Origin of the sequence: Billgrantia kenyensis (assembly GCF_013697085.1) — a bacterium.
In the GTDB taxonomy this organism is placed as follows: domain Bacteria; phylum Pseudomonadota; class Gammaproteobacteria; order Pseudomonadales; family Halomonadaceae; genus Halomonas; species Halomonas kenyensis.
This window is the reverse complement of record NZ_JACEFT010000040.1, coordinates 1-24857: the sequence shown is the minus strand read 5'-3', so window position 1 is coordinate 24857 and position 24857 is coordinate 1. Positions and strand designations below refer to the sequence as shown.

Below are 24857 nucleotides of genomic sequence, written 5' to 3'. Positions count from 1 at the left end.
CTGCTGCCCTGGCGCTGGAGAGACACGCTACCGGTCTAACTCAGGCCGCAACAGGTGGGGTTCGTGGAGCGCTTACCCAACAGCGGTACGGCATTGAATAGGATGATTCCGAGCTTGTAGGCACCCATGAGGCCATAGTGAATGGCGTCAAACTGCTCCGGCTTCAGCCGAAACCACTTGCCATGAAGCCTATGAATTGAGTCCCGAGCAAACAGAAAGGCGATGAACCAGAAAAGCAGAATGCCGTAGTTGATCACCAGTGAGTACAACAGGAAGTTCCAGAGGAACGCATCGTGCATGGGTCTCTCCTGCGGCAGTTAACACGCTAAAAAACAAACGCGACTTTGTAGTGGAGGCGAATGCCGAAACGAAAAAAGCGCCGACTTAATTTTCATTGTTAGGCTTTGAACCCAGGTGGAATGTCCCAAAGCTGCACCTCAATATAGAGCTCAAATTCTGTTTCCCAATATCGCTCATAAGGAACCGCATGATCATTTTCAGGAATTCCAAATCGTCTAACGAGCTCACTCATCTCGCTAAGAAGAAAAACTTGATTGTAGTAAGGTTTGTCGTCACGGGATAATGCAATAAAGCTATCCGGGTAGGTCAAGGACGTTGTTTCATGGTCAAGTTGAGATAGAGGTATTTTCAGCTCATTTTGGTTAGCGTTCAGATCACGAAACCAAGGAGATTCTCCAAGCACCAGATAAAAGGGGTGACGGCGGCGCGGCTTACCTCCTCGCGCAATGAAGAGTTCACGCAACCTAGCTTCGACCTTGCTTCGGACCTCAATATAGTTCCTACCGTAGCGCCGTCGATAATTAGGATCACGTTGATGACGAGTCAGAAGATTTAGGAATACAGGATCTTCTGAACCGGCAGAAAGCTCCGAGAGGCTCCGGAACGGGCCGTTCTCACTCAAATAATAGTGGGTAGCAAATTCTGGAAGTCTCATCTCTTTATAATTCCTAACGCCCAGCGTAACCGGCTGGTTTTGGAGCGTCAGCGGAAAATCCAGTCCGCGTTGACGCTATGGTTAGGCTCTTATTCATGAAGCCATGGCGCATAACTGAGACCAACCAACACTCCCTCGGGACTCATAAACCTTGCGACTGTCTGCCCCCAAGGTTCAGTCCGGGCTTCATGAACGAACTCTTGCCCCTTTATCTTCATTTCTTCTACTGCTGCTTCCACAGCAGCCGCATCCGCCAACTCAAATTCAATCGTAGCAGTCGGCTCAGGAACATTCTCAGGCCATTCCTCCTGCCCAAAACAAGACTGAGCTGCCATAGCTATAGGCCATACTCCGAAATGATTCGCTCCGGGGAATTTATCCATGAAACGATAATCATCCATCTTCTCCAGCGGCAAACCTAGCGCATCCTGATACAGGGATGCACTTGCCGCAGGATCTTTAGTAATCGACGCAAAACCCGAAATACACTTTATTTCCATTTATTCCCTCCGTAACTGATGGAGCCTAACAGTGATTGGACTGCACGTCCTGATATTCAATGAACATCTTGCGCGTTCAACAATATTATCTGACGCACTTCCTTTCTTCCAACTCATTGATTTTTTAGGACCTAATTATAGCTCGGCCACTTATGCAGAATTCGTGCGCTTGCGGGTTTTGCCAGAACCAATAACGCTGTATGTATATCCATATCACGAGAGAGCCGCCGTATGGATGCGCACTACAAGCCACAGATGCTGATGGACCGGGTGAAGGCTACCATGCGGGTAAGGCGCTATAGTCCACGCACCGAGAAAACCTATGGCTACTGGATTCGCTTCTTCATTCACTTCCATGGCTTGCGCCATCCTGCCAGCATGGGGTGCTCCGAGGTGCGTGCCTTCCTGGAGCACCTTGCGGTGGAGCGCCAAATGAATACGTCACTACCTGAAACACTCAGGCTTTCAGGCACGCTACCGCCTGGGGATACCGATCATCGGTCCCCATGGCATTCAAAGTCGTCGAGTGGATCCTGTTATCCGAAGGATCATGGCCGCATTAAAGTGCACAGTGCGGTCGATCAGCCCCCGATTTACGTCTGCTTCCACTGGTACATGATGAAGTCGCTCGGCCCTTCGGTGTAGCGGTCGTAAAAGGCGCGGCCACGTTCGTTGTAGTGCTGGGTGATCCAGCGTATCGCGGGCCAGCCGCGGGCTTCGGCCAGCTCTTCGAGGGCGGCGAACAGCGCATCGGCCGCACCGCTGCCTCGCGCCTCGGGGTCGACGAACATGTCGTCGAGAAAGCCGATCTCACAGCCGCCCAGGGGCCTGGGGCAGGCACGCACGTGGACGAAGCCCACGGCCTTGCCGCTTTCGTCCCTGGTGAGCATGCCCTCGAGCACATGGCTCGGGTCGAGCAGCCAGCCCCACACGGTGTCGGCGATGGTGTCATTCATCGGTACACCATAGAAGTCGGCGTAGCCGTCGAACAGCGGGCGCCACTCCGCCTTGTCGCCCTCGGTCACGAACCCGGTGCTGTACGTCATTGACCCACCCTCCCCTTGCAAGCACTCACTAACCTGTCAGCCACTGTTTTTAACCGCACCCTCACTGGCCCAATCAGCGTTACGGTGCCGGTTTGGCCCAGAGCTTCGCTGACTGCCAAATCACCACCGCCCGGCCGAGGAACATGCCGCCAAGCAGGCCGTAGGCGAGGCTGACGGTGGCGGCGAAGGCAGCGGTATCGACAACGGCAAGCTGCATGCCGAGCATGACGCCCACACTGAATTTGGCACAAAATACCGCCAGCATGAGAGTAAGCGGTTGCCAACTCCCTGGCACACGAAAGCAGTGCTCTTCCGGCGAATAGCTCACCCCGCGAGGAAGCTCGAGCTTGAAATGGAGCAGTACGGAGAGGCCAATACCGAGACCCCAGAGGGCCAGGTTGAGCGGATGAAAGCCAAAGGCATGGATCAGGCCGAAGGCGCCCAGGAAGAGGAATATCGCCGGGATGATGCCCAGCTTGCTGGGGCCGATGTTGCGTGGCTTGCTCTGCTGATAGCCCCGGTGGAGCAGAAACAGGAGCAGCGGCCAAACCCATAGCGGCGTGTTTGTTATTATTTCGAGGAGCATGCGTGTTCCCTGGTGGCGTGTTTCACACCAGCTTAACGAAGCGAGGCCAGCCCCTCCAGTCAGTGCTTATTAACCCACACTTTGCGCCTGGTTTTTTCGGCAGAACCTCTCCATACAGAGGGCGCGACACGCTAATCGATTGCTTCAAGGTGTCATCAGCGCAGGGGCACAGATACCACCGTCCCTGTTGATCGACTGTGACTCGAGAAGGAGAAGCTAGATGAGCCCGTGCACTCCATTACGCTGCGGCCTGACACCCCTGGCGCTGGGAATCCCCCTGCTGCTGACGCCAATCGCCGGCCTCTACGCCGACGAAGCCCCGGTAGCGACACAGCCCATCAGCATCGATTCGCAGGGCGAGCATTATCGCTACCGGCTGTTCATGGAGATCCAGGGTGAGGAGATGTACTGGACGCTGACCCAGGGGCCGGACCTGACCCTGATTCATCCCGAAGAGGAGTACGAGACGAGGCTGGGTGGCTGGGAGGATCTCTACGTGGGCCCGCCCCTGGATAACCTCATCCACCGTTTCGATGCTGAATTCGACCTGCTGGTCCCGGCCTTCGGTGCCGAGCAGACCGAGCCCCCGCTGGAGTTCGAGGGCCCCTTCGGCAGGCTGCGCCGGGTGGATGCAGTCGATGTACACGTTACGGAGATCGGCGAGACGCGGGAGATTGCCGGCCGCGAGGCACACGCTTACCGTGTCGCCACGGTCACCGCCAATACCCTGCTCGAGGACGATGCCAACGAGCCCTACCATGGCCTCAACCATGGTACGGCCTGGGTCTTCGAGGATCTGCCCTTCTCGCCCGCCGCTCTTCAGCCAAGCCCCGGCCTGCTTCGAATGGCCATCGCACCGGGTGTGCCGGGCGGCCTGGAGGCCTACTACCTGGATAAGCTGATCGCAGCGTTCGAGCCCCATGGCATGATCGCAGAGCTCGAGTTGCGCGACTTCCACGTCGACGCGGATAACCTGGAAGCGCTGGAAGGACACGGCTGGGACCTGGAGCAGGACCCGTCGCTGGGCCAGGCCCAGGGGGAAAGCTTCCAGCTGACCATGACCGAGTTCGCCGAGGATGCGCAGCCGCTGGACTACGCGACGCTGGAAAACTCCCATATCGTGGATGCCGCTGCCATCGACTATCTGAAAACGCCGCCTGGCATGGCGCGCCGGCTCGATGTCTGCCCGCCCCTGCCGGCGGACATGCCGCAGGATGCCCTGCAGGCCGCCATGGAGGAGAACGCCTCGTTCCGTGGCAGCGTGGAAGGCCTGCCTGAAGGGGACGTGCTTGGCGAAGCGGCTTTCGGCAGCCAGGAGGATGACTTTTTCGGCGACGGCTTCCTGCTTACCGCGGAGACCTATCTACCGTCACTGGATCGCGCCGCCTGCCTGATCCTGCTGCGTGTCGGCGCCGGCCTGCCTGAGCCCGGCACACTGGAGGTGGCGTCCGGCGAGGCTGCCGTGGAGGGCACCCTCGAGGCTTACTTCCTGGTCGGGGATGTCAGCGAGCCGGGCGAGATCGTGCACGTCGCCGTTGGCCGCGGGGTAAGCGGCGAGATTCGCCTGGATGAGATCGAGAACGACAGGGTTCAGGGCGAACTCGAGGTCGAGGGCCAAGTCACACCGCTGGACAACCTGAACGACACCGAGGCGTTCCGCATGCAGGGCGATTTCGACGCTCACCGGGTGTGGGATCAGGTCCCCACGCGACGCTGAAGAGGTACCGCTGTCGGGCCGCCCTGGCCGGCCCGGCAGCGAGCCTTCAGGCCTATGTCGTACCTCGCGGGCAGGTGGCGGCGGGTCCATGAGACGTTGCTTGAGCCACATCAAGAATTCGAGAGCCGGCCTGGCTACACTGACTCCAGTTCACCATGGATGAGGAATAACGCATGTTCTCACTCGAGAATCAGGTGGCGCTGGTCACGGGCGCCGCCAAGGGCATCGGCAAGGGGATCGCCTCGGTACTGGTGCTAGCCGGTGCGAAAGTGATCATCGCCGATATCGACGAGCAGGCAGGCAAGGCCACCGCCGAGGCGCTGGGCGCCGAGTTCGAGCGCCTCGATGTCAGTGACCAGGCCAGCTGCCAGGCGGCGGTACAGGCCGTGCTCGACCGCCATGAAAGGCTGGATATCCTTTGCTCCAATACCGGTATCTTCCCCCAGGCCACGCTGGACAGCATGAGCGAGGCCGACTGGGAGCAGGTGATGGCGGTCAACCTGCGGGGCACCTTCTTCATGGTGCAGGCCGCCCTGCCGGCCATGCGGGCCCGGCGCTACGGCCGCATCGTGATCACGTCTTCCATCACCGGCCCGATTACCGGCTTTCCCGGCTGGGCCCACTACGGCGCCAGCAAGGCGGGCCAGCTCGGCTTCATGCGCTCGGCGGCGCTGGAGTGCGCCCGCGATGGCATCACCATCAACGCGGTGATGCCTGGCAACGTGCTGACCGAGGGGCTGAAGGCCCAGGGTGAGGAGTACCTGCGCCAGATGGCCGAATCGGTACCGGCCAAGATCCTGGGCGAACCCGAGGACATCGGCCATGCCGCCTGCTTCCTCGCCTCGCCCGAGGCGCGCTATATTACCGGCCAGACGCTGGTGGTGGATGGAGGGCAGGTGCTGCCGGAGTCCTTCGAGGCGGTGTGAGCGCCAGCCAGGCAGGAACGCCCCTACCCAAGCCCGCGGCGGCGAGCGCCTGCGGTCACTCAGCCTCGATCATGGAGGCCACGTCATGTCACAGGACACCCGCAACCCGCCCGACCCCAAACTCACTTTCAGACCGGTTCCCTGCGCGGCGCCCCCCACCCCTGAGGAGCGCCCGAACCCCGGCTTCTACTCCACCCATGCGCTGGACCGGGCCTTCAAGGCCAACCTGGCCAGGCTGACCGCCGGCATCACCCCGGCCGGCCTGGCCAGCGTCTATTTCGAGTGGCTGGTGCACCTGGCGCTTTCCCCGGGGAAGCAGCTCGAGCTGGGCGAGAAGTTCACCCGCAAAATGACGCGCTTCGGCCAGTACCTCGGTCGCCAGGCACTCTCGTCCAGTGCCGGCACCTGTATCGAACCCCTGGAGCAGGATCGGCGATTCAGTGGCGAGGAGTGGCAGCGTTGGCCGTTCAACCTGATCCATCAATCCTTCCTGCTGACGCAGCAGTGGTGGCATAACGCTACCAGTGAAATCGACGGCCTTTCGCCGGAAAGCGAACGGGTGGTGAACTTCATTACGCGACAGGTGCTCGACCGTTACTCCCCTTCCAACTCCCCGTGGCTGAACCCGGAGGTCCTGGGCACCACCCTCTCGACCGGCGGCCAGAACCTGGTGGCTGGCTGGCAGCATTTTCTCGAGGACTGGGAGCGGGCCGTATCCGGCAAACCGCCGGTAGGGGCCGAGGCGTTTCAGGTCGGCAGCAACCTGGCGGTGACGCCAGGCAAGGTAGTGTATCGAAATCATCTCATCGAGCTGATCCAGTACACACCGACGACGAAACAGGTGTACGCGGAGCCGGTGCTGATCGTGCCCGCCTGGATCATGAAGTACTACATTCTCGACCTTTCGCCCGCCCAGTCGCTGGTCAAGTACCTGGTGGACCAGGGACACACCGTGTTCATGATCTCCTGGCACAACCCGAGCTCCGAGGATCACCACCTGGGCATGGAGGACTACCGCCGACTGGGGCCGATGGCGGCACTGGACGTCGTCACCGCGATCACCGGCAGCCACAGGGTCCACGGCGTGGGTTATTGCCTGGGTGGCACGCTGCTGTCCATCGCGGCGGCGGCCATGGCGCGGGATGGCGATGAGCGGCTGGCGTCCCTGACCACTCTCGCGACCCAGGTGGACTTCACCGAGGCCGGCGAACTGATGCTGTTCATCGGGGAAAGCCAGGTCTCGTACCTGGAAAACATGATGTGGGATCAGGGCTTCCTGGATGGCTACCAGATGGCCGGCGCTTTCCAGATCCTGCGCTCCAACGACCTGATCTGGTCGCGCATCGTGCATGACTACCTGCTGGGCGGACGTCAGCCCATGAACGAACTCATGGCCTGGAATGCGGACCTGACGCGCATGCCCTACCGCATGCATTCCGAATACCTGCGCCAGCTGTTCCTGAACAATGACCTGGCCAACGGCCATTATCTGGTGGAGGGTCGGCCAGTCGTGATCCAGGACATCAAGGCGCCGATGTTCGTCGTCAGCACCACCTCGGATCACGTGGCCCCCTGGAAATCCGTCTACAAGATCCATCTGCTGGCGGATGCCGAGGAGGTCACCTTCGTGCTGACCACTGGAGGCCACAATGCCGGTATCGTCAGCGAGCCGGGGCACCCGGGACGGCGTTTCCGGATGGATACGCAGCGGCATGACAAGGCATACCTGGATCCGGAGACCTGGCAACAGCTCACCCCCGAGCAGGATGGCTCCTGGTGGCCGGCCTGGCATCAGTGGCTGGCGGCTCACTCCTCCAAACCGGTGGCGCCGCCGGGTATGGGCAGCCAACAGCACCCTCCACTGACCGACGCGCCAGGAAGCTATGTGTTGGCGCCATGATCCCTCCTTGGCTCGCTATCGATACCACTCCAACCCTTCATAGGGCTTTTCCCGCAGCTCCGCCAGGCGGCTGGCGAGATCGCCAGCATGAATTTCGAGCTTGTGGCCATCCGGGTCGAGAAAGTAGAGGGAGTCGCCCTCGCTGCGGTTCTCTTTCCAGATCGTCACGCCCTGCTCGCGAATGGCCCCGGCGCAGCGGCTGAAGGCCTCCGCTTCGACGCTGAGGGCGACGTGGGTATATTCGGGCAGCGGGCCGGTGCGCGTCCGGTCATCGAGCGACAGGCAGATCCAGTCCTCGCCGGCCTGCAGGTAGGCGCCTCGCGCCCACTTAACGATCGGCTGGAGCCCCACCACGCGCGTGTAGAAGTCGAAGGAGCGCTGGAGATCGCGCACCGCGAGGGTCAGATGGTTGATCCCGGTGATCATGCCCTGCCCCCCATCTCCCGGATATCCTGCGCATCGACCGGCCGGCCGAGCCAGGACTTGTACTGGATGAGATCCGCTTTTCGCATGACCGGCAGCTCGAGGCCCAGCAGCGTTATCTTCTGATAGCGAGTGAAGTCGATGTCGAGCCTGGCCCAGGCCTGCCGTCCCACATCGTAGACATAGGCCTCGCCGGCGTTGCCCACCTCCACCTTGACCCCTTCATACCGAAACTGAACGTACTCCAGGTTCCAGCCTTCTTCGTTGTAGCGCTGCGCGGGCTTGCTGATGAAGCCCTGGCCGGCCGCCACTACCTGGGCGAAATGCGCTTCCGGCACGAACAGGTCGATGTCATGCAGTGGCCGGCTGGCACCATGTCCCTGGGCAGCCAGGCCGCCACAAACGATGAAGGGGATGTTTCCGCTACGCAGCAGCGAGACGATCCAGTGGGCCGCGAGTCGTTGCCGATGAGCCACTTGAAGCTCTTGCTCTTGATTCATCCTTTGCTCCCTTAAGGCCTAGGAAGTGCTTCCTGCAAGATGGGCGGCACCGCCCCAGTGAGCGCTGACTTACCGCCGCGCCCACGCTATGCCACCAACCGCCACGCCAGTGGCAGGAACACCGCGGTGAAGATGCCCGTCAGGCTCATGCCGAGCGAGGCGAAGGCGCCCGCGGTGGGGCCGAGTTCGAAGGCGCGCACGATGCCGATGGCATGCCCATTCACACCGAGCGCAAAGCCGAGGAGGCGTCGGTCGGTGATATTGAGCACCCGGCCCAGCAGTGAGACGAAAATGGTGGTCAGCACGCCGGTAATGAGCAGCCCGCCCAGCATCAGCGAGAGCGAGCCGCCGATCTGCTCGATGATGCCCATGGCCAGGGGCGCGGTGACCGACTTCGGCGCCAGCGAGGCGAGTACCGCGGGCGGTGCGCCCAGCAGCCAGGCGATGAGCACGGCGTAGAAAGCCGCCAGCCCGGCGGCCAGCGGCAGGCAGCACAGGATCGGCTTCCACAGGGCGAAGATATGCTGGCGCTGCTGGTAGAGCGGCACCGCCAGCGCCACGGTGGCGGGCCCCAGCAGCAGGGTGAGCCAGGCCACGTTGCGCTGGTAGTCGGCGAAGTCGTAGCGCAGCAGCCACAGGCCGGCGGCCGTGAACAGCGCACCGATCAGCACCGCAGGGCACCAGCTCGGCCGACCCATGCGCTCGAACAGGCTCACGCCGCCGAGATAGGCCGCCAGGGTAAGCGCCACGGCGAGTGCCGGGGTGTCGAGCAGCGAGGCGTGAAGGGCATTCATGGCCGGCGATCCCGTTCATGCGGGCTGCCTGCCTCGGAGGGCATGAAGCGCCGCATCAGCCACAGCGTGGTCAGCACGCTCAGGAAGGTGCCGATCACCAGTGCCAGCATGATCGCCGTCCAGTGGCCGGCAAACTCGTCGAACACGAAGAACACCCCCACCACCCCGGGCATGATCAACATGGCAAGCAGGGGCAGCAGCGCCTGGCTGGCGGTGGCCACGCTCTCGTTGAGCCGACGATTCACCAGCAGCCAGGCCAGCAGCAGCAACAGCCCGGCCATGGCGTGGGAGATCGGCAGGGAAAGCAGCTCAACGACGGCATGACCGAGCAGCTGGAAACCGAGCAGCCATAGGAAGCCACGTAACAGCATCATGTCATCTACGCACCTTCAGAAAGAAAGCGACCCAAGCGCTTGGTTGGCATTGCGGTGATGCCGGCCCGGGGCAGGCGATAAAGGTTAGCACGCTTGCATTCTGGCGGGCATGAAACCCGTAAACCTTTTAAATCTCGTCAGGGTCCAATCGGCAGGCAATCAGGCCCGGTGCTTCAATAGAGGACCGATCGATGGAAGCGACCAAGAAAGAAGACCCGAAGCGGCTCATGAAACATCGTCTTTACCATGACGAACTCCCCCAGGAGCATGAAGACCCACTGATCGGGCACCTGCACCGGGTCATTCGCTTTGCCGTCAAGATACTCTCGGTACTGATGGTCATGGTGATCATCTGGGGCGTGATAGACGTGGTCTACATGCTCTACACCCGGCTGATGACGCCGCCTTTCATGCTGTTCGAGGTGAGCGATATCTTCGCCATCTTCAGCGCGTTCATGGTGGTGCTGATCGCCATCGAGATCTTCATCAACATACGGCTCTACCTGGGCACCAACATGCTGCCCATCCAGCTGGTCATCGCCACGGCGCTGATGGCCATCGCCCGGAAAGTGATCATCATGGACACCGACTACGTGAGCGCCATGGAGATCATGGCCATCGCCGCCGTGGTGCTCGCCCTGGGGGTCACCCATTGGCTGGTCACGCGCCGGCCCTGATCAGACAACGCTAATGAAGAGGGGTGGGCCGGAGGCTACTCGTCTTTCGGCCCGACCCAGGCGAAGGGGTTGTGGGCGACTTCCCATAGATAGCCATCCGGGTCGGCGAAGTAGCCTGAGTAACCGCCCCAGAACACTTTCTGCCCCGGCTTGACCAGGGTGGCGCCGGCGGCGACCGCCTGCTCCAGCAGCTCGTCGACTTCCGCTTCCGAGGCCAGGTTGTGGGCCAGGGCGATGCCTGTGAAGCCGCTGCCTTCCGCGGAGACGCCGGCATCCTCGGCCAATGCCTCGCGGCCGTAGAGCCCCAGCCAGGTGCCGTTGAGGGTGAAGAAGGCCACCTCGGGCGGCGACTCCATCCGCGGTAGGCCCAGCCCTTCTTCGTAGAAGCGAATCGACGCCGCAAGATCGCGTACGCCGAGCGTGATCATGCTGATCCTTGGCTTCATTTTTCCCCCGCTCCTGATCCAGCCTATTTGCCGAGCACGGCCATTTCGGCCTCGGCGTGCTCTTTCGTATCGCGCTGCAGCCATTGCGCTCGACGCATGCGATAGAGGCGTACCGGCCGCTTGTGGAAGCGCATGGCATCGAATCCGACGAAGCCGGCCTTCTCCACCACCCGAAGTGAAGCCGCGTGCTCGGGCTCGACGATCGCCACGACCGAGTCGAAGCGTTTCTCCTCGAAAGCATGCTCCAGCGAAGCCAGGGCAGCTTCGGTGGCCAGCCCCTGCCCCCAGTAGCGCTTGGCCAGCCGGTAGCCCAGGTTCCACTCGGTCACGCCTTTTATCCGTTCCGGGGAAACCCCACTGAAACCGACGAACTCGCCCCCGTGCCGATCCACCAGTGCCAACGGGCCCGTGCGGTAGTTGATGTAACAGTCGAAGCACCAGTCGAGGAAGTGGCGAGTCGTCGCGCCATCACAGACACCGCGCAGCGAATGCTGCATCACCGCCGGGTCGGCGAGCATCGAAGACAGCTCCGGCAGATCGCGAGTTGCCAGCGGTCGCAGTCGCAGGCGAGCTGTTTCCAATTCAAACATGGGGCCTCCCTGGCATGTCACTCCTCGCCCTTGGCGCTGACGGAAAGCGAAATCGATGATATTGCAATAGCGTAGTGTATTACGTTTTCGCGCGCACCTGGACTCGTCCTGGGCGTGAGCCGCCACCGAAGAGACTGGCCTGCCTTAACGGCTCATCGTCTGAGCCTGGTGCCTCAGTGCCTCGAACTCTTCGTTGCTCACGGCATTGCGCTCGGCATCGAGGATGTGTCCACCGATAGCGGCAATGGCCTGGGTGATGTTGATCAGCGTATCGGGGTTACGTGCCACGCTGCGCTTGTTGATGAAATGAATCAGTATGGAAACACCCTGAACGGTGGGTTGGTCATCGCCCTCGTGGATGGGCGGCAGCGTGCCCGGGGGCGAAGAGTTGGCGATGGTGAGCTTGTAGCCGGCACGCGGGTCGCGAATGGTATAGACGCCAAGCTGGGGATCGTAGTGGGCGTTGTACTCCGTGAGCAGGCGAGCCAGGCGACGATTGGTATCCAGGCCCGGCCAGTCGAGGATCACGAACAGGCACTGCTTGATCTCCTTGCTGGAAACCACCTGAAAGCGGTGCATCGGCTCCTGAGGCCCGGCTTCCGGCTTATCCTCCTGGGAAGGACTTGAGGAGGGTGCCGGGGCAGCGGGAGTCGCTGCGCCAGCCTCGGCTTGCGCAGGCGGTGCTGGCCCGAGTTCATTCCTGCGTCGGCTTTTGACGAACGCCACCAGGCAAACCATTGCCAGCAATAGCGCCACGCCCGCCACGATCAATACCCCTAGGACCGGATCCATCCTGCGCACCTCGACCATCACCAGAACCACGGCTTCTTGACCCGCACACGCTTGCTGCATTCAGGAGGGTTAAAGCCGCAGTAGGATTATCATTCTGTGCAGGATACGTCATTGCGCCGTGACTGGAATCACGACCTCTCAACGTTGGCAGCCTTCTACTGTAACAGCTCGCTACCCAAGCTTGCGTTGAAGCATTTCTATGGCGGCTCGGGCCGGATGATTCCATGCTAGGGGTAAGACAAGAGAAAGAGGAGCCCGCCAAGACAAGTGACACTGGCCGCCAGCAGGACTGTCATGACAACGGAATGATATGCACGCCAGTGTTGTAGGTGCCGTCAACTCAGGAGCCCTGCCCCGATGGTACGACTCGACAAGAAAGCCAAGCGGTTATATGTGCTGGATACCAACGTCCTGCTGCATGACCCCGCTGCCCTGTATCAATTCGAGGAACACGAGGTGGTCATCCCGATGACCGTGCTCGAGGAACTCGACAAACACAAGAACGGCCTGCGCGAGATCGCCCGCACCGCCCGCCAGGTCAGCCGTACCCTCTCCGACCTGACCAACCAGGTCACCTTCGACGAAATCCAGCAAGGCATTCCCATTCCCCGCGCCGGTGGCAACACGCTCGGCAAATTGCGTTTCCTCTGCTACCCCGAGCTGAAGCCGCTGGAGCACCTCGAGGAGAGCCCCGACAACGTTCTACTGGCCGAGACCTGCCGGCTGCGCGACGAACGGCCCGACGCCTCGGTCATCCTCGTCACCAAGGACATCAACCTGCGGGTCAAGGCCGCCGCCCTGCACGTTCCGGTGGAGGATTACCTCACCGACCGCGCCTTCAGCGACAGTGATGTCATGCTTGAAGGGGTTCGTATCTATCCCGATACCGAGGGAAGCAGCGGACCTTGGGACCAGATGGAGGTAGAGGTCGAGGTCGAGCGGGTCGATCACCACACCTTCTATCGCCTGGAAGGCCGGATTCCCGGCGACTGGCACCTCGGCATGCTGGTCTCCGACTCGGAAAACGGTGCCAGCTTCGAGGCCATCGTGCGCGAGCTGACTCCCACCCAGGCGCGTCTGCAGCTGCTCACCAACTACCGTCACAAGGATGGCGTATGGGGCGTGCACGCCCACGATAGCCGCCAGAATTTTGCCCTCAACCTGCTGATGGACGACGAGATCGACCTGGTTACCATCGCCGGAAGTGCCGGTACCGGCAAGACCTTCATGACCCTGGCGGCGGCGTTCCAGCAGACACTCGACACCAAGCGCTTCGAGCGCATCGTCTTCACTCGGGCGCCGATCTCGATGAGCGAGGACATCGGCTTCCTGCCCGGCACCGAAGAGGAAAAGATGTCGCCCTGGATGGGCGCCTTCCATGACAACATGGACAACCTGCTGCGCGACGAGAACGGGGAGACCAGCTGGGACAGCGGCGCCACCCGCCAGTTGCTCGGCTCGCGGGTGCAGATCCGTGCCCCGGGCTTCATGCGCGGGCGCACCCTGAACGATACTTTCCTGATCATCGATGAGGCACAGAACTTCACTCCCAAGCAGCTCAAGACCCTGCTCACCCGGGCCGGGCGCAACACCAAGATCGTCTGCCTGGGCAACGTCGGACAGATCGACACACCCTACCTCACCGCCAACACCTGCGGCATGGCCGCGGTGGTGCAGCGCTTCAGCCAATGGCCCCACGCCGGCCACGTGACGTTGCGCAGCGTCGAGCGTTCGCGCCTGGCGCTGGCAGGCGAGGAGTTGCTCTGACGTTCACCCGGCGCGATCCCTCCACTCAGGCAACGGGAGACACAGGCAGCCGGGGTCGGGCATAGCCCCGACCCGGCGCCTAGCCCAGCCAGAACCCCATCAGCAGCAGCACGGCCACCCCCACCATCAAGGGCACGGCCAGCCGCCGGAAGGTGCGCTCGAAGCGTGTCAGCCCGCTGGCCAGGGCGGTAGCGCGGGACTCCCACTCGAGCAGGCGGCTGCGCCACCGTGAGCCACGCTGCTCGAGCGCAAGCCCCAGGCCATGCAGCCAAGCCAGCGCCTGGCGTACCAGCCTGAGGTACCCCCACCAGAGGTCTCCCGGCATCAGGCGCTTGGCGAACTGCCAGCTCCTGTTGGCGCGCAGCGTGACCAGTGCCACCAGGCCGGCCAGCACCAGCCCCAGGGAGGCCGGCCATAGCAGCCCCGGCCATTCATCCAAAGGCGGCCAGTTCGGGTGTTCGCCGGCAAGCGGTATCCACAGCGGCACGCTCACGGCCGCCACCACGCAGGCAAGCCAGGCCAGCGGCATGGAGGAAGCGATGGGGATGGAATAGACGCCACGCTCCTGCCACTGTCGCCACAGGGCACGGAACATCAGCAGTGTGGTACCGACGGCTGCCACGCTGAGCCAGGCGACGAGCGTGGCGTAGCCACCCTCGTAGAGCAGCTCCTTGAACGCCCACTTGGTGGCCAGCCCCGATGTCATGACACCGGCCAGCGACAGGGCCGGCAGCGCCAACAACACCCACAGCAGCCAGGCCGGCAGGCGTGGCGGGTGCTCGCTGATCCCGACGCCGAGGAACAGGGCGCCCTTGGTGAGCCCATGGTGGACGGCAAAGAGGGTCACCGCGACGAGCAGGGCAGGCCACAGCACGGGGGCCGCCATGCCCGCCCCTACCAGGGCAGTGATCATGCCCATCTGGCTGACGCTGGAGTAGGCCAGCACCGCCTTGGGATGACGCTGGCTCACGCCATAACCCGCCGCTCCCAGGGCAGCTGCCAGGCCCAGGACGATGACGACGGCGCCCAGCGTCTCGAGCCCGTCAGCCCCTAGCGGCAGCGTGTTCAACCAGCCGATCAGGCCAGCCTTGATCATCACGCCACTGAGCACGGCGCTGGCCGGCGTGGGTGCGACCGGGTGCGCCAGCGGTAGCCACACGTGCAGGCCGATGACCCCGGCCTTCACCCCGAAGCCGAGCCATAGCAGGGTCGCCATCCAGGCGCCCTGCTCGGCCGTGGCCAGCCCTGCGCGGAGCTCGGTCAGCGTCAGGACCTGTACGGTCCCGGCCGCCCACAGCAGCCCGCCGAGGATCATGCCTTCACCGAGTACCGCCATGATCAGATAGGCTCGACCGCCCAGGTGAGCATCACGATTTCCGGCATGCACCACCAGTCCGTAGGCCGCGAAGGTCATCAGCGCGAAACCCAGGTAGAAGCTCGGAATGTCCTCGGCGAGTATCAGCAGCAGATTGCCGACCAGCGTCAGTGGCCACAGCATGGCAAAGCCCAGCAGCCGGCGGAAGGCGTCGCCATCGCCCGACTCGGCGGCCTGCTGCTCGGTGACCAGGTAGCCGCGTGCATAGAGCCCCGCCAGGGCCCAGAGCATGGCGCTGAACAGCAGCCAGGGGCGGCGGGTATCGTCGAGCTGCCACTGCGCTCCCAGCAGCCATCCCTGCATCTGCAGCTGCACTTCTCCTGGCCACAGCGTCAGCAGCAAGGCGGGAACGGGCGCCGTCACCCACCAGGCGTCGAGCAGCATCGGACGAGGGCCGGGCCGTTGCAGGGCGCCGTGCTCCATGACCAGCCACAGCGGATTGCGCAGCATCAGCAGCAGCGGCCAGAGCAGCGTCAATCCCAGCAGCAGGCTCGCCATCATGGCGTGTACTCCTCTGCCGTGACGAAGGTGGCCAGGTCAAGCGGGCTGAAGGGCACACCCGCCAGCAGACCCGCCATCAGACTGAACAGCGCCGTGGCCATCGCCGGCCAGATCAGCCAACCGCTGGTCTCCAGACGCCCCAGGTGGCGCTCGTCCGGCCATTCACCGACGCCATGGGAGGGGCCGCGCAGGAACCACAGCCGGTACAGCACGGGCAGGAAGTAAGCGGCATTGAGCAGGCTGCTGGCCACCAGCACGACGATGGCCCACTGCATGTTGGCCTGCACGGCGCCCATGCCCAGGTACCATTTGCTGATGAAGCCGGCCACCGGCGGCAAGCCGATCATGCCAAGGGCGCCCACGGTGAAGGCGATACTGGTCAACGGCATGCGCCGCCCTGCCCCGTTGAGCTCATCGATACGGTGGATGCCGAGCTCCTCGGCGTAGTTGCCGGCGCAGTAGAACAGCGTGACCTTCATCAGGCCCTGATGCATCAGATGGACCAGCCCCGCCACCGTGCCGAAGGGCCCGAACAGGCTGATGCCCAGCACGATGTATGAGACCTGGCTGATGGTAGAGAAGGCCAGCCGCGGCTTGAGTTCCTGCTGGGCCAGGGCACGCACCGAGCCGTACAGGATAGTGACGGTGGCAATCACCGCAAGCAGCGTCAGCAGGCCCAGCTGGTAGGTCAGGCCAATACCGTAGACGTCGTAAACCAGCCTCACGATGCCGAAGGCCCCCGCCTTGACCACCGCCACCGCATGCAGCAGCGCGCTTACCGGCGCCGGTGCCACCATGGCGCGGGGCAGCCAGCCGTGCAGCGGCACCAGCGCCGCTTTCACCCCCAGCCCCAGCAGCATGATCAGGAACAACACGGTGAGCAATCCGTGGGCATCCGGCCCGAGGTCGGCCAGCATCTCGCGCTCGCCGAAGGTCACGTCCCCGACCATGACGTGCAGCGCCACCACGCCGAACAGCAGCACCAGGCCACCGGTGAGGGTATAGCGCAGGTAGGTGGTCCCGGCGTCCAGCGCCTTGGCATGACCGCGGTGCACCACCAGCGGATAGGTGGAAAGGGTCAGCAGCTCGTAGAACAACAGGAAGGTGAACAGGTTGCCGGCCAGGGCGATACCCACGGTGCTGGCCACGCACAGGCTGAAGAAACCGAAGAAGCGCTTGCGGTTGGGCGAGTCTTCCAGATAGCCGATGGCGTACACGGTGGTGGCCAGCCACAGCAGCGACGACAGGCCGGCGAACATCAGCCCCAGGGCGTCCACCTGGAATAGAAAATTGACGCCTCGCACGATGGTGAAACTGAACTGGTAGCTCTGCCCCTGGTAAAGGCCCCACACCATCATCGCCACCAGCAGGACCTTGAGCAGCGCGGCGCCCAGGTTGAGGGCGGTGCGGACACGCCACGCTCCCTCGGGCAAGGAGAATATCACCGGCACCACCAGCAGCGAGGTAGCCAGCGTCGCCAGCGGCAACCATGCCTGGCTCATGGCTCACCTCCCGGCGCACGCAGCAGCAGCAGCGGCCACTCCGCCACCAGCCCCAGCAGCAGCGACGCCAGGGCCAGTATCATGGCGAAGAATTCCATGCTCCATGGCACCCGGCGATAGTCGAGCGGCTCGGCGTCCTCGACGAAGGAGTAGCGGAACACGCGGAACACATAGGCAGCGCTCAACAGCGTGCCCAGCGCCAGGGCCGCCAGCCAGGGCAAGTAGCCCGCCTCGAGTGCCGCATGCAGCAGTAGCCACTTGGCGGTAAAGCCACCGCTCGGCGGCAGCCCGATCAGGCTGATGGAGGCGATGCCGAAGCTGAGCAGCGACAGCGGCATGCGCCGGCTGGCCCCGGCCAGGCCCTTGACGTGGGATTCCCCGGTGGAAAAGATCAGGTTGCCGGTCGCCAGGAACATGCCTGCCTTGGCCAGGCTGTGGGCCGCCAGCTGAAGCCAGGTCCCCTCCCAGGCCACCGCCGCTACCGTTGGGCCCGTGCCGATCAGCAGCGAGAAGCCCAGCAGCAGATAGCCCAGTTGGGAGACCGTCGACCAGGCCACCACGTCCTTCAGCTTGACCGAGCGCCAGGCCAGCACGCCACCCCAGAGCACGGCCGCGCCGCCCATGGCCCCAACCAGCCAGGCGGCGGCCTTGGCCTCGGGCACCAGCACCACCCACAGCTGCACCGCGATGAAGAACGAGCCCTTGACCACCAGCGCGGCATGCAAGGCACTGACAGGGGTCCATGCCGAGGAGTGAACCGGGGCCAGCCAGGCATGCAGCGGAAACGCAGCCGCCTTGAGCAGCAGGCCGGCACTCAGCAGCGCCACGGAGACCCACAGGACGGGCCCCGGCTCGGCGAGCATCGCGAGACCTGCCAGATCCAGCCGCCCCCAGCCGCCCAGCAACAGCGCCACCCCCAGCAGAAAGGCCAGCGAACCGACCAGCGCCAGCAGCAGGTAGCGCATGCCGGCGGCCAGGGCTTCCATCCGCCCGGGCAGCAGCATCAGCCCGACAGCGGCAAGCCCCATCAGCTCGAGGCCGATATAGAGCGTGAGCAGGTCGCCGGCCAGCCAGATCAACGACAGGCTGGTGGTCAGCACACCCTGCAAGGGCCATAACCAGGCCTGGGCTCCGCCACGACCAACCTCTGACTTCAGGTAGGCTGGAGCATAGGCGGCGCTGGCCAGGGTCACGATCTGCGTCAGCAGCAGCAACAGCAGGGTCAGGCCGTTGGCACGCCAGTGCAGCGCCAGCGGCCCCAGTTCGATGAGCCAAGCCTGGCTGCCGTGCTCAAGAATTTGGCGCGCCAGTAGAAATAGCGCCAGCAAACCGAGCGTCAGTAGCGCCATGAGGATGACGAAGCTGACCGGCCAACGTCGCTGCGGACGCCAGAATGCCGCCACGCCTCCCATCAGCAGGGGCACCATAAGCACCAGCAGCACAAGAAGGCTATCGCTGAACTGATTCGAGTAAGCGGTATGGAGTCCCAGCCATTCGATCATGCGCGACTCCGCCCTGCCTCGGCGACGTCGAGAATCCGGCGGCCGTCGAGCCGGTTGAGCCTTCTGATCAGCAGCGCTCCCAGCGCCGTGCCAAGCAAGGCGACCAGTAGACCGGTCACGACCAGGCCATGTCCCGCCGCCGTGTTCCTGTCCCCCACCAGCGCCATCAGGATTAGGAAGATGCCGGTGCCGATCACATTGAAGGCCAGCAGGCGCCGCAGCAGATGACGATGCAGGGCAAAGGCCCACAGCCCCAGGCCGATCAGTCCCATGCCACCGACGAGTAACGGCCCGGGAGTGCCGGCCAGGTTATCCAGGGCAATAGCAAGCATGATCAGCACGGCCAGAGCTGGCAGCAGCCGCATCAGCGCACGCTGCCAGGTCAGCGGCACGGGGTCACGCCAACGGGCCAGGCGCCCGCGAGGCGCACTGGCCCACTGTCTGATATCCAGGGCATGAAACAGAAAGGCACCGGTAAGCAGAGCGCCCAGCAGCAGCTCCAGCAGCGCCAGCCAGATAAAGCCCACGCTCCACCAGGTAAGCGCCACGCTCACGGCGAAGGCGACGAACCAGGCGCACGCCCGTACCAGTTGGCGGTCGAGTAACGCCAATGTGGCCAATGCCACCATGGCCAGTGCGAGCAGCGCATCCAGGAACGGCGGCATGGGCCAGGGCCTCAGTGATGCCGCCGGTTGACCACCTCCTCGATCAAGGCCTCGGCTTCGTCGCCAGGACCTTTTTCGAGCATTTCCGCGGCTTCGTGGTAGTCGCAGAGATAGCGCTTGCACGAAGCACAGTGAACCTCATCCGTGGGGTTGCGTACCTGATTGACGCGATAGAGATGGCTGCCACACGAAGGGCAGGCCAGCGGCAGGCGAATATCCTCGGAAGTGTCGGGCATCATCACGCTCTCCTTGTGTTGATTGACCAGGCATTCACATCAATACCTTGGGACGCTTTCTGCCCGTCTCAACCCCTCGCGGTCGATACGGGCAGGAAGAACCTACTCTTAGCCTGTCAGAGTCCGAGCTTCTCTGCCACGTAGTCGGCATCCTTGTCGCCGCGGCCGGAGAGATTGATGAGGATATGCTGATCCTTGGGCAGGGTGGGCGCGACGCGCATTGCCCAGGCCACGGCGTGGGCACTCTCCAGTGCCGGAATGATGCCCTCGACCCGCGACAGGGTGAGGAAGGCATCGAGGCACTCGGCGTCGGTGGCGCACTCATAGTCGACCCGCCCCAGCTCCTTGAGGTAGCTGTGCTGAGGCCCGACGCCCGGGTAGTCGAGCCCCGAAGCGATGGAGTGCACCGGCATCGGGTTGCCCTGCTCGTCTTCCAGCACGTAGCAGGCCATGCCGTGGATTTCGCCGGGCTTGCCCAGGGTCAGGGTGGCGGAATGGCGCTGGGTCTCGAGCCCCTCGCCGGCAGGCTCCACCCCCACCAGATGCACGGACTCGTCATCCAGGAAAGCGGTGAACATGCCGATGGCATTGGAGCCGCCGCCGACGCAGGCGGTGACATGATCGGGCAGGCGTCCGTGGCGCGCCTGGAACTGCTCGCGAGCCTCGCGGCCGATGATCGACTGGAAGTCGCGGACCATCTTGGGGAACGGATGCGGCCCCACCACCGAGCCGATGGCGTAGATATAGTTCTGCGGATCCTTGAGGTACTCCTCGAAGGCGCTGTCCACGGCATCCTTGAGCGTCGCGGTACCCCGAGTCACGGCCACCAGCTTGCAGCCCAGGATCTTCATCTTGGTGACGTTGGGGTGCTCCTTCTCGATGTCCACCTGACCCATGTGAATCTCACAGGGAATGCCGACCAGGGCACAGGCGGTGGCCAGCGCCACGCCATGCTGGCCGGCACCGGTCTCGGCGATTACCTTGGTCTTGCCCATGAACTTGGCCAGCAGGGCCTCGCCCAGGCAGTGATTGATCTTGTGCGCCCCGGTGTGATTCAGGTCCTCTCGCTTGAGATGGATCTGCGCCCCGCCGAGCTTTTCGGACAGCCGCCGGGCATGAAAGATCGGGCTGGGGCGGCCCACGTAGTCAGCGAACAGCTCGGCCAGCTCCTGCTGGAAGTCATCGCGAACACGAATCTCTTCGTAGGCAGCGTGGATCTCGTCCATCACCTGCTTGAGCTCAGGAGGGATGTACTGGCCGCCGAAACGACCGAAGAAGCCCTGGGCATCGGGCAGGTTATCAAAGCGGGAAGTGCTCATAGGGCGATCCTGAATGTAGCGAACAAGGCATCGCAACATCTTGCCCAGCCTGGCCTGTCATGTCGAGACAGACCTTGGGCGGGAGTGCATCAGGCTGCGAGAACGAGCCCCGCATTGAGCAAGGTCAAGCTTACCAGCAGCAGCACGACATTGAGCCCCATCAGCGGCAGCAGCGGGGCCAGCTCGCCCTGCTCCACCTCCACCGGTAGCGACCACAGGCCACGCACCAGCCACACCAGCGCCGGCAACGCGAGCCACATCAGCCAGGCCTGCCCTGGCAGGAGTCCGGCCAACCAGCTCAGCGGCACGACGGCGAAGGCCATCGCCATCATGCCGGCGCCCAGCCGGGCGGCGCGCCGGGGTCCCAGGCGAATGGCCAGGTGATCCCGCCCAACCTGACGGTCGGCGTCGATATCGGGCAGCTGGTTGATCAGCAGCAGTGCACTGACCATCAGCGTGGGGATGAGCGCTGCCACCAGCACCGTGGCGGAAAGTCCGTCGGTCAGCGCATGGTGGGCGCCCAGCACCATCAGCAGGCCGAAGCCGACCCCGGGAGCCAGCAGGCACAGCCAGGGGCGACGGGTCAGCCAGCCGGTATAGGCCACCACCAGGGCGAGCCCCAACAGGCCGTAGACGAGCATGACCGGCCCAGCCCGCCACAGGAACCAGACACCGATCGCGACCACCAGGCACAGGCAGGCCACCGCCGCCTTCCATACCGCAGTGGCAGCCTCGGGCTGCACGGGCAATGCCCCGCTTCCTCCGGAGAAGGGGGTGCGCTGGGTCATCTCATCCAGCCCGGAGTGGTAGTCATGGTGCTCGTTGAGCAAGTTGACCGCGGCATGGGCCAGCAGCGCTCCCAGCAGCACCAGCAGGGAGTCGAGCGTGCTCGGCCGCAGGCCATCGGCCCAGGCCGCGGTAATCGCCAGGCCCACGCACAGCGGCGCCAGGACCAGGAAATTGGGACGGCTGCTACGCAGACAAGCGCGCGCCAGGCTGCCCGGCGCGGCGACATCGTTCATCAAAATTCAGCCCAGCCGTGCGTTGAGCCAGGTGGCAATGTCGCCGACCTGCTGCGGGCACACGGCATGGGCCATGGGGTAGGTCCGGTAGTTCGCCGGATAGCCCAATCCCTTGAGGCGCTGGTAAGCGGCCTGCCCCAGCGACTCGGGTACCACCGGGTCGAAGGTGCCGTGATGGATCTCGATGGGCAGCTCGCCGTTGGCTTCGCTAAACTCGATGGTCTCGGCGGTGGCGAAGTAGGTGGACATGGCCAGCAGGCCGCCCAGCGGCGCGGCAAAGGAGAGCGCGGCCTGGTAGGCCACCGCCCCGCCCTGGGAGAAGCCGGCAAGAATGATGCGCCGGCTGTCGATACCGTGATCGACCTGCTCCTGTACCAGCGCCTGGATGCGCTCGGCGGACGCCACCAGCTGGGCCGTGTCGACGCGGCGGTCGAGGCTCATCTCGTGGATGTCGTACCACGCCGGCATCACCATGCCGCCGTTGATGGTCACCGGCAGCCGCGGCGCATGGGGCAGGATGAAGCGCACATCGAGGCCCGCCTTGAGCGGCATCGCCGGTACCAGGGGCTCGAAGTCACGGCCGTCGGCGCCCAGGCCGTGCAGGATGAAGACACAGGCGTCGGCCGGACGGCCGCTCTTGGGCTCGATGATCAGTTCGCCGGGGTGGCTCATGGCTGGCTTCCTTCGTCACAGTCTGCAAAGCCGACACCCTACCGCAAACCCATGACCACGGCGAGTCCGCCCGCTCGCAAGCCTGCCCCGAAGCGCCCCGCTCGAAGCGTCAGAAGCCCCAGACCAATGGAATCAAGGTCAGCGCAACTACCGCCGTCAGCACGTTGAGCAGTCCGCCTACGCGCAGGAAGTCGCCAAAACGGTAGCCACCGGGGCCGTGCACCATCAGGTTGGTCTGGTAACCAATGGGAGTGATGAAGCTCGCCGAGGCGGCGAACATCACCGCCACCACGAACGGCATGGGGCTGACGCCCAGGCTTTCCGCACTCGCCATTACCACCGGGAACGTGATGACCGCCGCCGCGTTGTTGGTGACCAGCTCGGTGAGCATCGCCACCAGCAGGTAGCTGCCGATCAGCAGCAGCCAGGGGTTGCCATCGGCCAGCCCCAGCGCCAGCCCGGCCAGGGTAGCGGCCGCACCGGAGCTCTCCAGCGCCGCACCGAGCCCGAAGGAAGCGGCAATGGTCAGCAGCACCTGGGTATCGAGCCCACGCTTGGCCGCGCCCACCGAGCAGCAGCCGGTGACGAGCACCAGCACCGCACCCAGCATGGCGGCATTCATCATGCTCATCACGCCGGTAGTGGCAAGCGCCACGACGCCGGCGAGGATGCTCCAGGCCAGCCAGGCCTTTTCGTGCTTGGGACGCGCCTGGCCGTTGACCTGGCTGATCAGCAGGAAGTCCCGCGACTGGCGGTGACGCTCGATGAACGGCGGACGCGCCTCCAGAAGCAGTACATCGGCGGGCTGCAGGCGCACCTGGCCCAGGTTGCCCGCCACCCGCTCGCCGCCGCGGCACACCGCCAGCACGGCGGCACCATACAGGGTACGAAAATGACCGTCGCGGATGCTCTTGCCGACGAACTGGCACTGGTCGGATACCACCGCCTCCACCAGGCGGCGCTCCTTGTACTCCTTCTCCAGGCTCGACTCGCCATGGCGTGACGGCACCAGGCCGCGAATCTGCTGCAGCTCCACCGCACCGTCGGAGGTGCCGGCAAACACCAGCCGGTCGCCGCCCTTGAGCCGCTCCCCCGGCCCCACCACGCTGACCACGTTACCGTCGCGTTCGATCTCCACCAGGAACAGCTCGCGCAGGTGGCGCAGTCCGGCCTCCTCCACGGTGCGGTCGACCAGCGGTCCGGCCGGATCGACTTCCATCTCGATGGTGAATTCACGCGGGTTCTCGAATGCCGACGCCGTACCACGACGAGAAGGCAGCAGGTGCGGTGCGACGACAATGAGATAAAGCAGACCCAGCAGCGCCACCGGCAACCCCACCCAGGCAAGATCGAACAGGCCCATCGCCAGATCCGGGTAGCGCTCCACCAGCAGCCCGTGGACCACCAGGTTGGTGCTGGTGCCGAATAGCGTGATGGTGCCGCCCAGGATCGAGGCAAAGCTGAGCGGCATCAGCAGGCGGTGGGCCGGCAGCTTGAGGCGCCGGCTCCAGCTCAGCACGGCCGGAATGTAGGTGGCGACCACCGGTGTGTTATTGAGAAAACCGCTGAGTGAAGCCACCGGCAGGATCAAGCGCGCCAGGGCGCCGCTCTCGCTGCGCGGCCTGCCGAGCACGAAGCGGATGATCAGGTCGATGCCGCCGGTCTCGCGAATGCTTGCCACCAGCACGTACATGAAGGCCACGGTGAACAGGCCGGTACTGGAGAAACCGCCCAGCGCCTGGGCCGGGTCGATCACCCCGAGGGTCAGCAGCAGGATCACCGCTCCCAGCAGAACGATGTCGGGGCCGAGGCGGGAGAAAGCCATCAGGGGAAAGACGGCCAGCACCACGGTAAGGGATATCCAGGCATCCAGCGACATGGGGGCGAATCCGGGCTCTGAGAGATGAGCCCATTGTGAACGCCCTTGCATATTCTAAAAAGTTATTTTTAGAAATTCACTAGGAACCATATGGAATATAAAAACAGCCTTTCGGAAATCGAGTAGGAGGGGGAGTCGCCTCCCCCGTCCTCTCACACCACCGGGCATACGGGTCCGTACCACGGCGGTTC

Annotated in this window: 27 protein-coding genes; 6 read left to right on the top strand and 21 right to left on the bottom strand. The window is 63.7% G+C overall.

Translation table 11 applies throughout. From position 1 onward, the window contains the following. Nucleotides 1-35: 35 nt before the first annotated feature. From H1D44_RS19190 to H1D44_RS19180, 3 genes are all read right to left on the bottom strand, one after another. Entirely contained in the window at nucleotides 36-299 is a 264-nt protein-coding gene (locus H1D44_RS19190; protein WP_181516883.1) for a DUF6868 family protein, read from the bottom strand. 98 nt (nucleotides 300-397) lie between these two features. Then, nucleotides 398-955, bottom strand: a complete 558-nt coding sequence (locus tag H1D44_RS19185; protein WP_181516882.1) for a hypothetical protein — start codon at nucleotides 953-955, stop codon at nucleotides 398-400. Nucleotides 956-1044: 89 nt separating this feature from the next. Then, entirely contained in the window at nucleotides 1045-1455 is a 411-nt protein-coding gene (locus tag H1D44_RS19180; protein ID WP_181516881.1) for a VOC family protein, read from the bottom strand. A 231-nt stretch (nucleotides 1456-1686) separates the two neighbouring features. On the opposite strand from H1D44_RS19180, the gene H1D44_RS19175 reads away from it, so the two are divergent. Continuing rightward, nucleotides 1687-2100: a phage integrase N-terminal SAM-like domain-containing protein gene (locus H1D44_RS19175; RefSeq protein ID WP_181516880.1), complete on the top strand. Its 414-nt coding sequence runs from the start codon at nucleotides 1687-1689 to the stop codon at nucleotides 2098-2100. Here the strand turns inward: H1D44_RS19175 and H1D44_RS19170 are convergent. Next, nucleotides 2049-2501 (bottom strand): GNAT family N-acetyltransferase, encoded by a 453-nt coding sequence (locus H1D44_RS19170; protein ID WP_181516879.1) that lies wholly within the window; start codon nucleotides 2499-2501, stop codon nucleotides 2049-2051. The genes H1D44_RS19175 and H1D44_RS19170 overlap by 52 nt on opposite strands. A gap of 79 nt (nucleotides 2502-2580) precedes the next feature. After that, a complete protein-coding gene (locus tag H1D44_RS19165) occupies nucleotides 2581-3087 on the bottom strand; it encodes a DUF6622 family protein (protein ID WP_181516878.1) in 507 nt (168 codons plus the stop codon). A gap of 220 nt (nucleotides 3088-3307) precedes the next feature. Here H1D44_RS19165 and H1D44_RS19160 point away from each other — a divergent pair, with 220 nt between their 5' ends. The 3 genes from H1D44_RS19160 to H1D44_RS19150 all read left to right on the top strand — a co-directional run bounded on the left by H1D44_RS19160 (nucleotide 3308) and on the right by H1D44_RS19150 (nucleotide 7630). Next, nucleotides 3308-4804: a hypothetical protein gene (locus H1D44_RS19160; RefSeq protein WP_181516877.1), complete on the top strand. Its 1497-nt coding sequence runs from the start codon at nucleotides 3308-3310 to the stop codon at nucleotides 4802-4804. Between the two features lie 173 nt (nucleotides 4805-4977). Further along, the gene (fabG, locus tag H1D44_RS19155; RefSeq protein ID WP_181516876.1) at nucleotides 4978-5730 is read left to right on the top strand and encodes a 3-oxoacyl-ACP reductase FabG; all 753 of its coding nucleotides are present in this window, start codon (nucleotides 4978-4980) and stop codon (nucleotides 5728-5730) included. Between the two features lie 85 nt (nucleotides 5731-5815). Continuing rightward, entirely contained in the window at nucleotides 5816-7630 is a 1815-nt protein-coding gene (locus tag H1D44_RS19150) for a PHA/PHB synthase family protein (protein WP_238984581.1), read from the top strand. A 15-nt stretch (nucleotides 7631-7645) separates the two neighbouring features. Here the strand turns inward: H1D44_RS19150 and H1D44_RS19145 are convergent, their stop codons facing one another. The 4 genes from H1D44_RS19145 to H1D44_RS19130 all read right to left on the bottom strand — a co-directional run bounded on the left by H1D44_RS19145 (nucleotide 7646) and on the right by H1D44_RS19130 (nucleotide 9721). Beyond that, on the bottom strand, nucleotides 7646-8056 hold the full coding sequence (locus H1D44_RS19145; protein ID WP_181516875.1) for a fosfomycin resistance glutathione transferase: 411 nt from the start codon (nucleotides 8054-8056) through the stop codon (nucleotides 7646-7648). Beyond that, nucleotides 8053-8553 carry a nucleotidyltransferase family protein gene (locus H1D44_RS19140; protein WP_181516874.1) on the bottom strand — a complete coding sequence of 167 codons (501 nt, stop codon included), beginning with the start codon at nucleotides 8551-8553 and terminating at the stop codon, nucleotides 8053-8055. Before H1D44_RS19140 ends, H1D44_RS19145 begins: the two co-directional genes overlap by 4 nt. Before the next feature lie 86 nt (nucleotides 8554-8639). After that, nucleotides 8640-9347, bottom strand: a complete 708-nt coding sequence (locus H1D44_RS19135) for an LrgB family protein (RefSeq protein ID WP_181516873.1) — start codon at nucleotides 9345-9347, stop codon at nucleotides 8640-8642. Next, entirely contained in the window at nucleotides 9344-9721 is a 378-nt protein-coding gene (locus H1D44_RS19130; RefSeq protein WP_181516872.1) for a CidA/LrgA family protein, read from the bottom strand. The genes H1D44_RS19135 and H1D44_RS19130 overlap by 4 nt, the downstream gene beginning before the upstream one ends. Nucleotides 9722-9948: 227 nt before the next feature. Here H1D44_RS19130 and H1D44_RS19125 point away from each other — a divergent pair, with 227 nt between their 5' ends. Next, entirely contained in the window at nucleotides 9949-10398 is a 450-nt protein-coding gene (locus H1D44_RS19125) for a phosphate-starvation-inducible PsiE family protein (RefSeq protein WP_181516871.1), read from the top strand. 35 nt (nucleotides 10399-10433) lie between these two features. Here H1D44_RS19125 and H1D44_RS19120 read toward each other — a convergent pair whose 3' ends face one another. From H1D44_RS19120 to H1D44_RS19110, 3 genes are all read right to left on the bottom strand, one after another. Further along, nucleotides 10434-10844: a VOC family protein gene (locus H1D44_RS19120; RefSeq protein WP_181516870.1), complete on the bottom strand. Its 411-nt coding sequence runs from the start codon at nucleotides 10842-10844 to the stop codon at nucleotides 10434-10436. A gap of 23 nt (nucleotides 10845-10867) precedes the next feature. Further along, nucleotides 10868-11434: a GNAT family N-acetyltransferase gene (locus H1D44_RS19115; RefSeq protein WP_181516869.1), complete on the bottom strand. Its 567-nt coding sequence runs from the start codon at nucleotides 11432-11434 to the stop codon at nucleotides 10868-10870. A 144-nt stretch (nucleotides 11435-11578) separates the two neighbouring features. Next, nucleotides 11579-12226, bottom strand: a complete 648-nt coding sequence (locus tag H1D44_RS19110; RefSeq protein WP_181516868.1) for a cell division protein ZipA C-terminal FtsZ-binding domain-containing protein — start codon at nucleotides 12224-12226, stop codon at nucleotides 11579-11581. Between the two features lie 357 nt (nucleotides 12227-12583). Here H1D44_RS19110 and H1D44_RS19105 point away from each other — a divergent pair, with 357 nt between their 5' ends. Then, complete coding sequence (locus H1D44_RS19105) at nucleotides 12584-13993, top strand: PhoH family protein (protein WP_181516867.1); 1410 nt, start codon at nucleotides 12584-12586, stop codon at nucleotides 13991-13993. 79 nt (nucleotides 13994-14072) lie between these two features. Here H1D44_RS19105 and H1D44_RS19100 read toward each other — a convergent pair whose 3' ends face one another. The 9 genes from H1D44_RS19100 to H1D44_RS19060 form a co-directional block, all read right to left on the bottom strand. Continuing rightward, the gene (locus H1D44_RS19100) at nucleotides 14073-15869 is read right to left on the bottom strand and encodes a complex I subunit 5 family protein (RefSeq protein WP_181516866.1); all 1797 of its coding nucleotides are present in this window, start codon (nucleotides 15867-15869) and stop codon (nucleotides 14073-14075) included. Then, nucleotides 15866-17371 carry a complex I subunit 5 family protein gene (locus H1D44_RS19095; protein WP_181516865.1) on the bottom strand — a complete coding sequence of 502 codons (1506 nt, stop codon included), beginning with the start codon at nucleotides 17369-17371 and terminating at the stop codon, nucleotides 15866-15868. Before H1D44_RS19095 ends, H1D44_RS19100 begins: the two co-directional genes overlap by 4 nt. Then, nucleotides 17368-18873 carry a complex I subunit 5 family protein gene (locus H1D44_RS19090; RefSeq protein ID WP_181516864.1) on the bottom strand — a complete coding sequence of 502 codons (1506 nt, stop codon included), beginning with the start codon at nucleotides 18871-18873 and terminating at the stop codon, nucleotides 17368-17370. Before H1D44_RS19090 ends, H1D44_RS19095 begins: the two co-directional genes overlap by 4 nt. Beyond that, nucleotides 18870-19538 (bottom strand): NADH-quinone oxidoreductase subunit K, encoded by a 669-nt coding sequence (locus H1D44_RS20870; RefSeq protein ID WP_238984580.1) that lies wholly within the window; start codon nucleotides 19536-19538, stop codon nucleotides 18870-18872. The genes H1D44_RS19090 and H1D44_RS20870 overlap by 4 nt, the downstream gene beginning before the upstream one ends. An 11-nt stretch (nucleotides 19539-19549) precedes the next feature. Next, nucleotides 19550-19777: a hypothetical protein gene (locus H1D44_RS19080; RefSeq protein WP_181516863.1), complete on the bottom strand. Its 228-nt coding sequence runs from the start codon at nucleotides 19775-19777 to the stop codon at nucleotides 19550-19552. 113 nt (nucleotides 19778-19890) lie between these two features. Beyond that, nucleotides 19891-21093 carry a tryptophan synthase subunit beta gene (gene trpB, locus H1D44_RS19075; protein WP_181516862.1) on the bottom strand — a complete coding sequence of 401 codons (1203 nt, stop codon included), beginning with the start codon at nucleotides 21091-21093 and terminating at the stop codon, nucleotides 19891-19893. An 89-nt stretch (nucleotides 21094-21182) separates the two neighbouring features. Then, on the bottom strand, nucleotides 21183-22115 hold the full coding sequence (locus H1D44_RS19070; RefSeq protein WP_181516861.1) for a prenyltransferase: 933 nt from the start codon (nucleotides 22113-22115) through the stop codon (nucleotides 21183-21185). Between the two features lie 6 nt (nucleotides 22116-22121). Continuing rightward, nucleotides 22122-22787 (bottom strand): alpha/beta hydrolase, encoded by a 666-nt coding sequence (locus tag H1D44_RS19065; protein WP_181516860.1) that lies wholly within the window; start codon nucleotides 22785-22787, stop codon nucleotides 22122-22124. A 109-nt stretch (nucleotides 22788-22896) separates the two neighbouring features. After that, nucleotides 22897-24666, bottom strand: a complete 1770-nt coding sequence (locus H1D44_RS19060) for an SLC13 family permease (RefSeq protein WP_181516859.1) — start codon at nucleotides 24664-24666, stop codon at nucleotides 22897-22899. Between the last annotated feature and the right edge of the window lie 191 nt (nucleotides 24667-24857).

Excerpts from the sequence above, each read along its gene's own strand:
- H1D44_RS19190 (WP_181516883.1), bottom strand. The coding sequence starts at position 299 with ATGCACGATGCGTTCCTCTGGAACTTCCTGTTGTACTCACTGGTGATC.
- H1D44_RS19185 (WP_181516882.1), bottom strand. The coding sequence starts at position 955 with ATGAGACTTCCAGAATTTGCTACCCACTATTATTTGAGTGAGAACGGC.
- H1D44_RS19180 (WP_181516881.1), bottom strand. The coding sequence starts at position 1,455 with ATGGAAATAAAGTGTATTTCGGGTTTTGCGTCGATTACTAAAGATCCT.
- H1D44_RS19175 (WP_181516880.1), top strand. The coding sequence starts at position 1,687 with ATGGATGCGCACTACAAGCCACAGATGCTGATGGACCGGGTGAAGGCT.
- H1D44_RS19170 (WP_181516879.1), bottom strand. The coding sequence starts at position 2,501 with ATGACGTACAGCACCGGGTTCGTGACCGAGGGCGACAAGGCGGAGTGG.
- H1D44_RS19165 (WP_181516878.1), bottom strand. The coding sequence starts at position 3,087 with ATGCTCCTCGAAATAATAACAAACACGCCGCTATGGGTTTGGCCGCTG.
- H1D44_RS19160 (WP_181516877.1), top strand. The coding sequence starts at position 3,308 with ATGAGCCCGTGCACTCCATTACGCTGCGGCCTGACACCCCTGGCGCTG.
- fabG (WP_181516876.1), top strand. The coding sequence starts at position 4,978 with ATGTTCTCACTCGAGAATCAGGTGGCGCTGGTCACGGGCGCCGCCAAG.
- H1D44_RS19150 (WP_238984581.1), top strand. The coding sequence starts at position 5,816 with ATGTCACAGGACACCCGCAACCCGCCCGACCCCAAACTCACTTTCAGA.
- H1D44_RS19145 (WP_181516875.1), bottom strand. The coding sequence starts at position 8,056 with ATGATCACCGGGATCAACCATCTGACCCTCGCGGTGCGCGATCTCCAG.
- H1D44_RS19140 (WP_181516874.1), bottom strand. The coding sequence starts at position 8,553 with ATGAATCAAGAGCAAGAGCTTCAAGTGGCTCATCGGCAACGACTCGCG.
- H1D44_RS19135 (WP_181516873.1), bottom strand. The coding sequence starts at position 9,347 with ATGAATGCCCTTCACGCCTCGCTGCTCGACACCCCGGCACTCGCCGTG.
- H1D44_RS19130 (WP_181516872.1), bottom strand. The coding sequence starts at position 9,721 with ATGATGCTGTTACGTGGCTTCCTATGGCTGCTCGGTTTCCAGCTGCTC.
- H1D44_RS19125 (WP_181516871.1), top strand. The coding sequence starts at position 9,949 with ATGAAACATCGTCTTTACCATGACGAACTCCCCCAGGAGCATGAAGAC.
- H1D44_RS19120 (WP_181516870.1), bottom strand. The coding sequence starts at position 10,844 with ATGAAGCCAAGGATCAGCATGATCACGCTCGGCGTACGCGATCTTGCG.
- H1D44_RS19115 (WP_181516869.1), bottom strand. The coding sequence starts at position 11,434 with ATGTTTGAATTGGAAACAGCTCGCCTGCGACTGCGACCGCTGGCAACT.
- H1D44_RS19110 (WP_181516868.1), bottom strand. The coding sequence starts at position 12,226 with ATGGATCCGGTCCTAGGGGTATTGATCGTGGCGGGCGTGGCGCTATTG.
- H1D44_RS19105 (WP_181516867.1), top strand. The coding sequence starts at position 12,584 with ATGGTACGACTCGACAAGAAAGCCAAGCGGTTATATGTGCTGGATACC.
- H1D44_RS19100 (WP_181516866.1), bottom strand. The coding sequence starts at position 15,869 with ATGATGGCGAGCCTGCTGCTGGGATTGACGCTGCTCTGGCCGCTGCTG.
- H1D44_RS19095 (WP_181516865.1), bottom strand. The coding sequence starts at position 17,371 with ATGAGCCAGGCATGGTTGCCGCTGGCGACGCTGGCTACCTCGCTGCTG.
- H1D44_RS19090 (WP_181516864.1), bottom strand. The coding sequence starts at position 18,873 with ATGATCGAATGGCTGGGACTCCATACCGCTTACTCGAATCAGTTCAGC.
- H1D44_RS20870 (WP_238984580.1), bottom strand. The coding sequence starts at position 19,538 with ATGCCGCCGTTCCTGGATGCGCTGCTCGCACTGGCCATGGTGGCATTG.
- H1D44_RS19080 (WP_181516863.1), bottom strand. The coding sequence starts at position 19,777 with ATGATGCCCGACACTTCCGAGGATATTCGCCTGCCGCTGGCCTGCCCT.
- trpB (WP_181516862.1), bottom strand. The coding sequence starts at position 21,093 with ATGAGCACTTCCCGCTTTGATAACCTGCCCGATGCCCAGGGCTTCTTC.
- H1D44_RS19070 (WP_181516861.1), bottom strand. The coding sequence starts at position 22,115 with ATGAACGATGTCGCCGCGCCGGGCAGCCTGGCGCGCGCTTGTCTGCGT.
- H1D44_RS19065 (WP_181516860.1), bottom strand. The coding sequence starts at position 22,787 with ATGAGCCACCCCGGCGAACTGATCATCGAGCCCAAGAGCGGCCGTCCG.
- H1D44_RS19060 (WP_181516859.1), bottom strand. The coding sequence starts at position 24,666 with ATGTCGCTGGATGCCTGGATATCCCTTACCGTGGTGCTGGCCGTCTTT.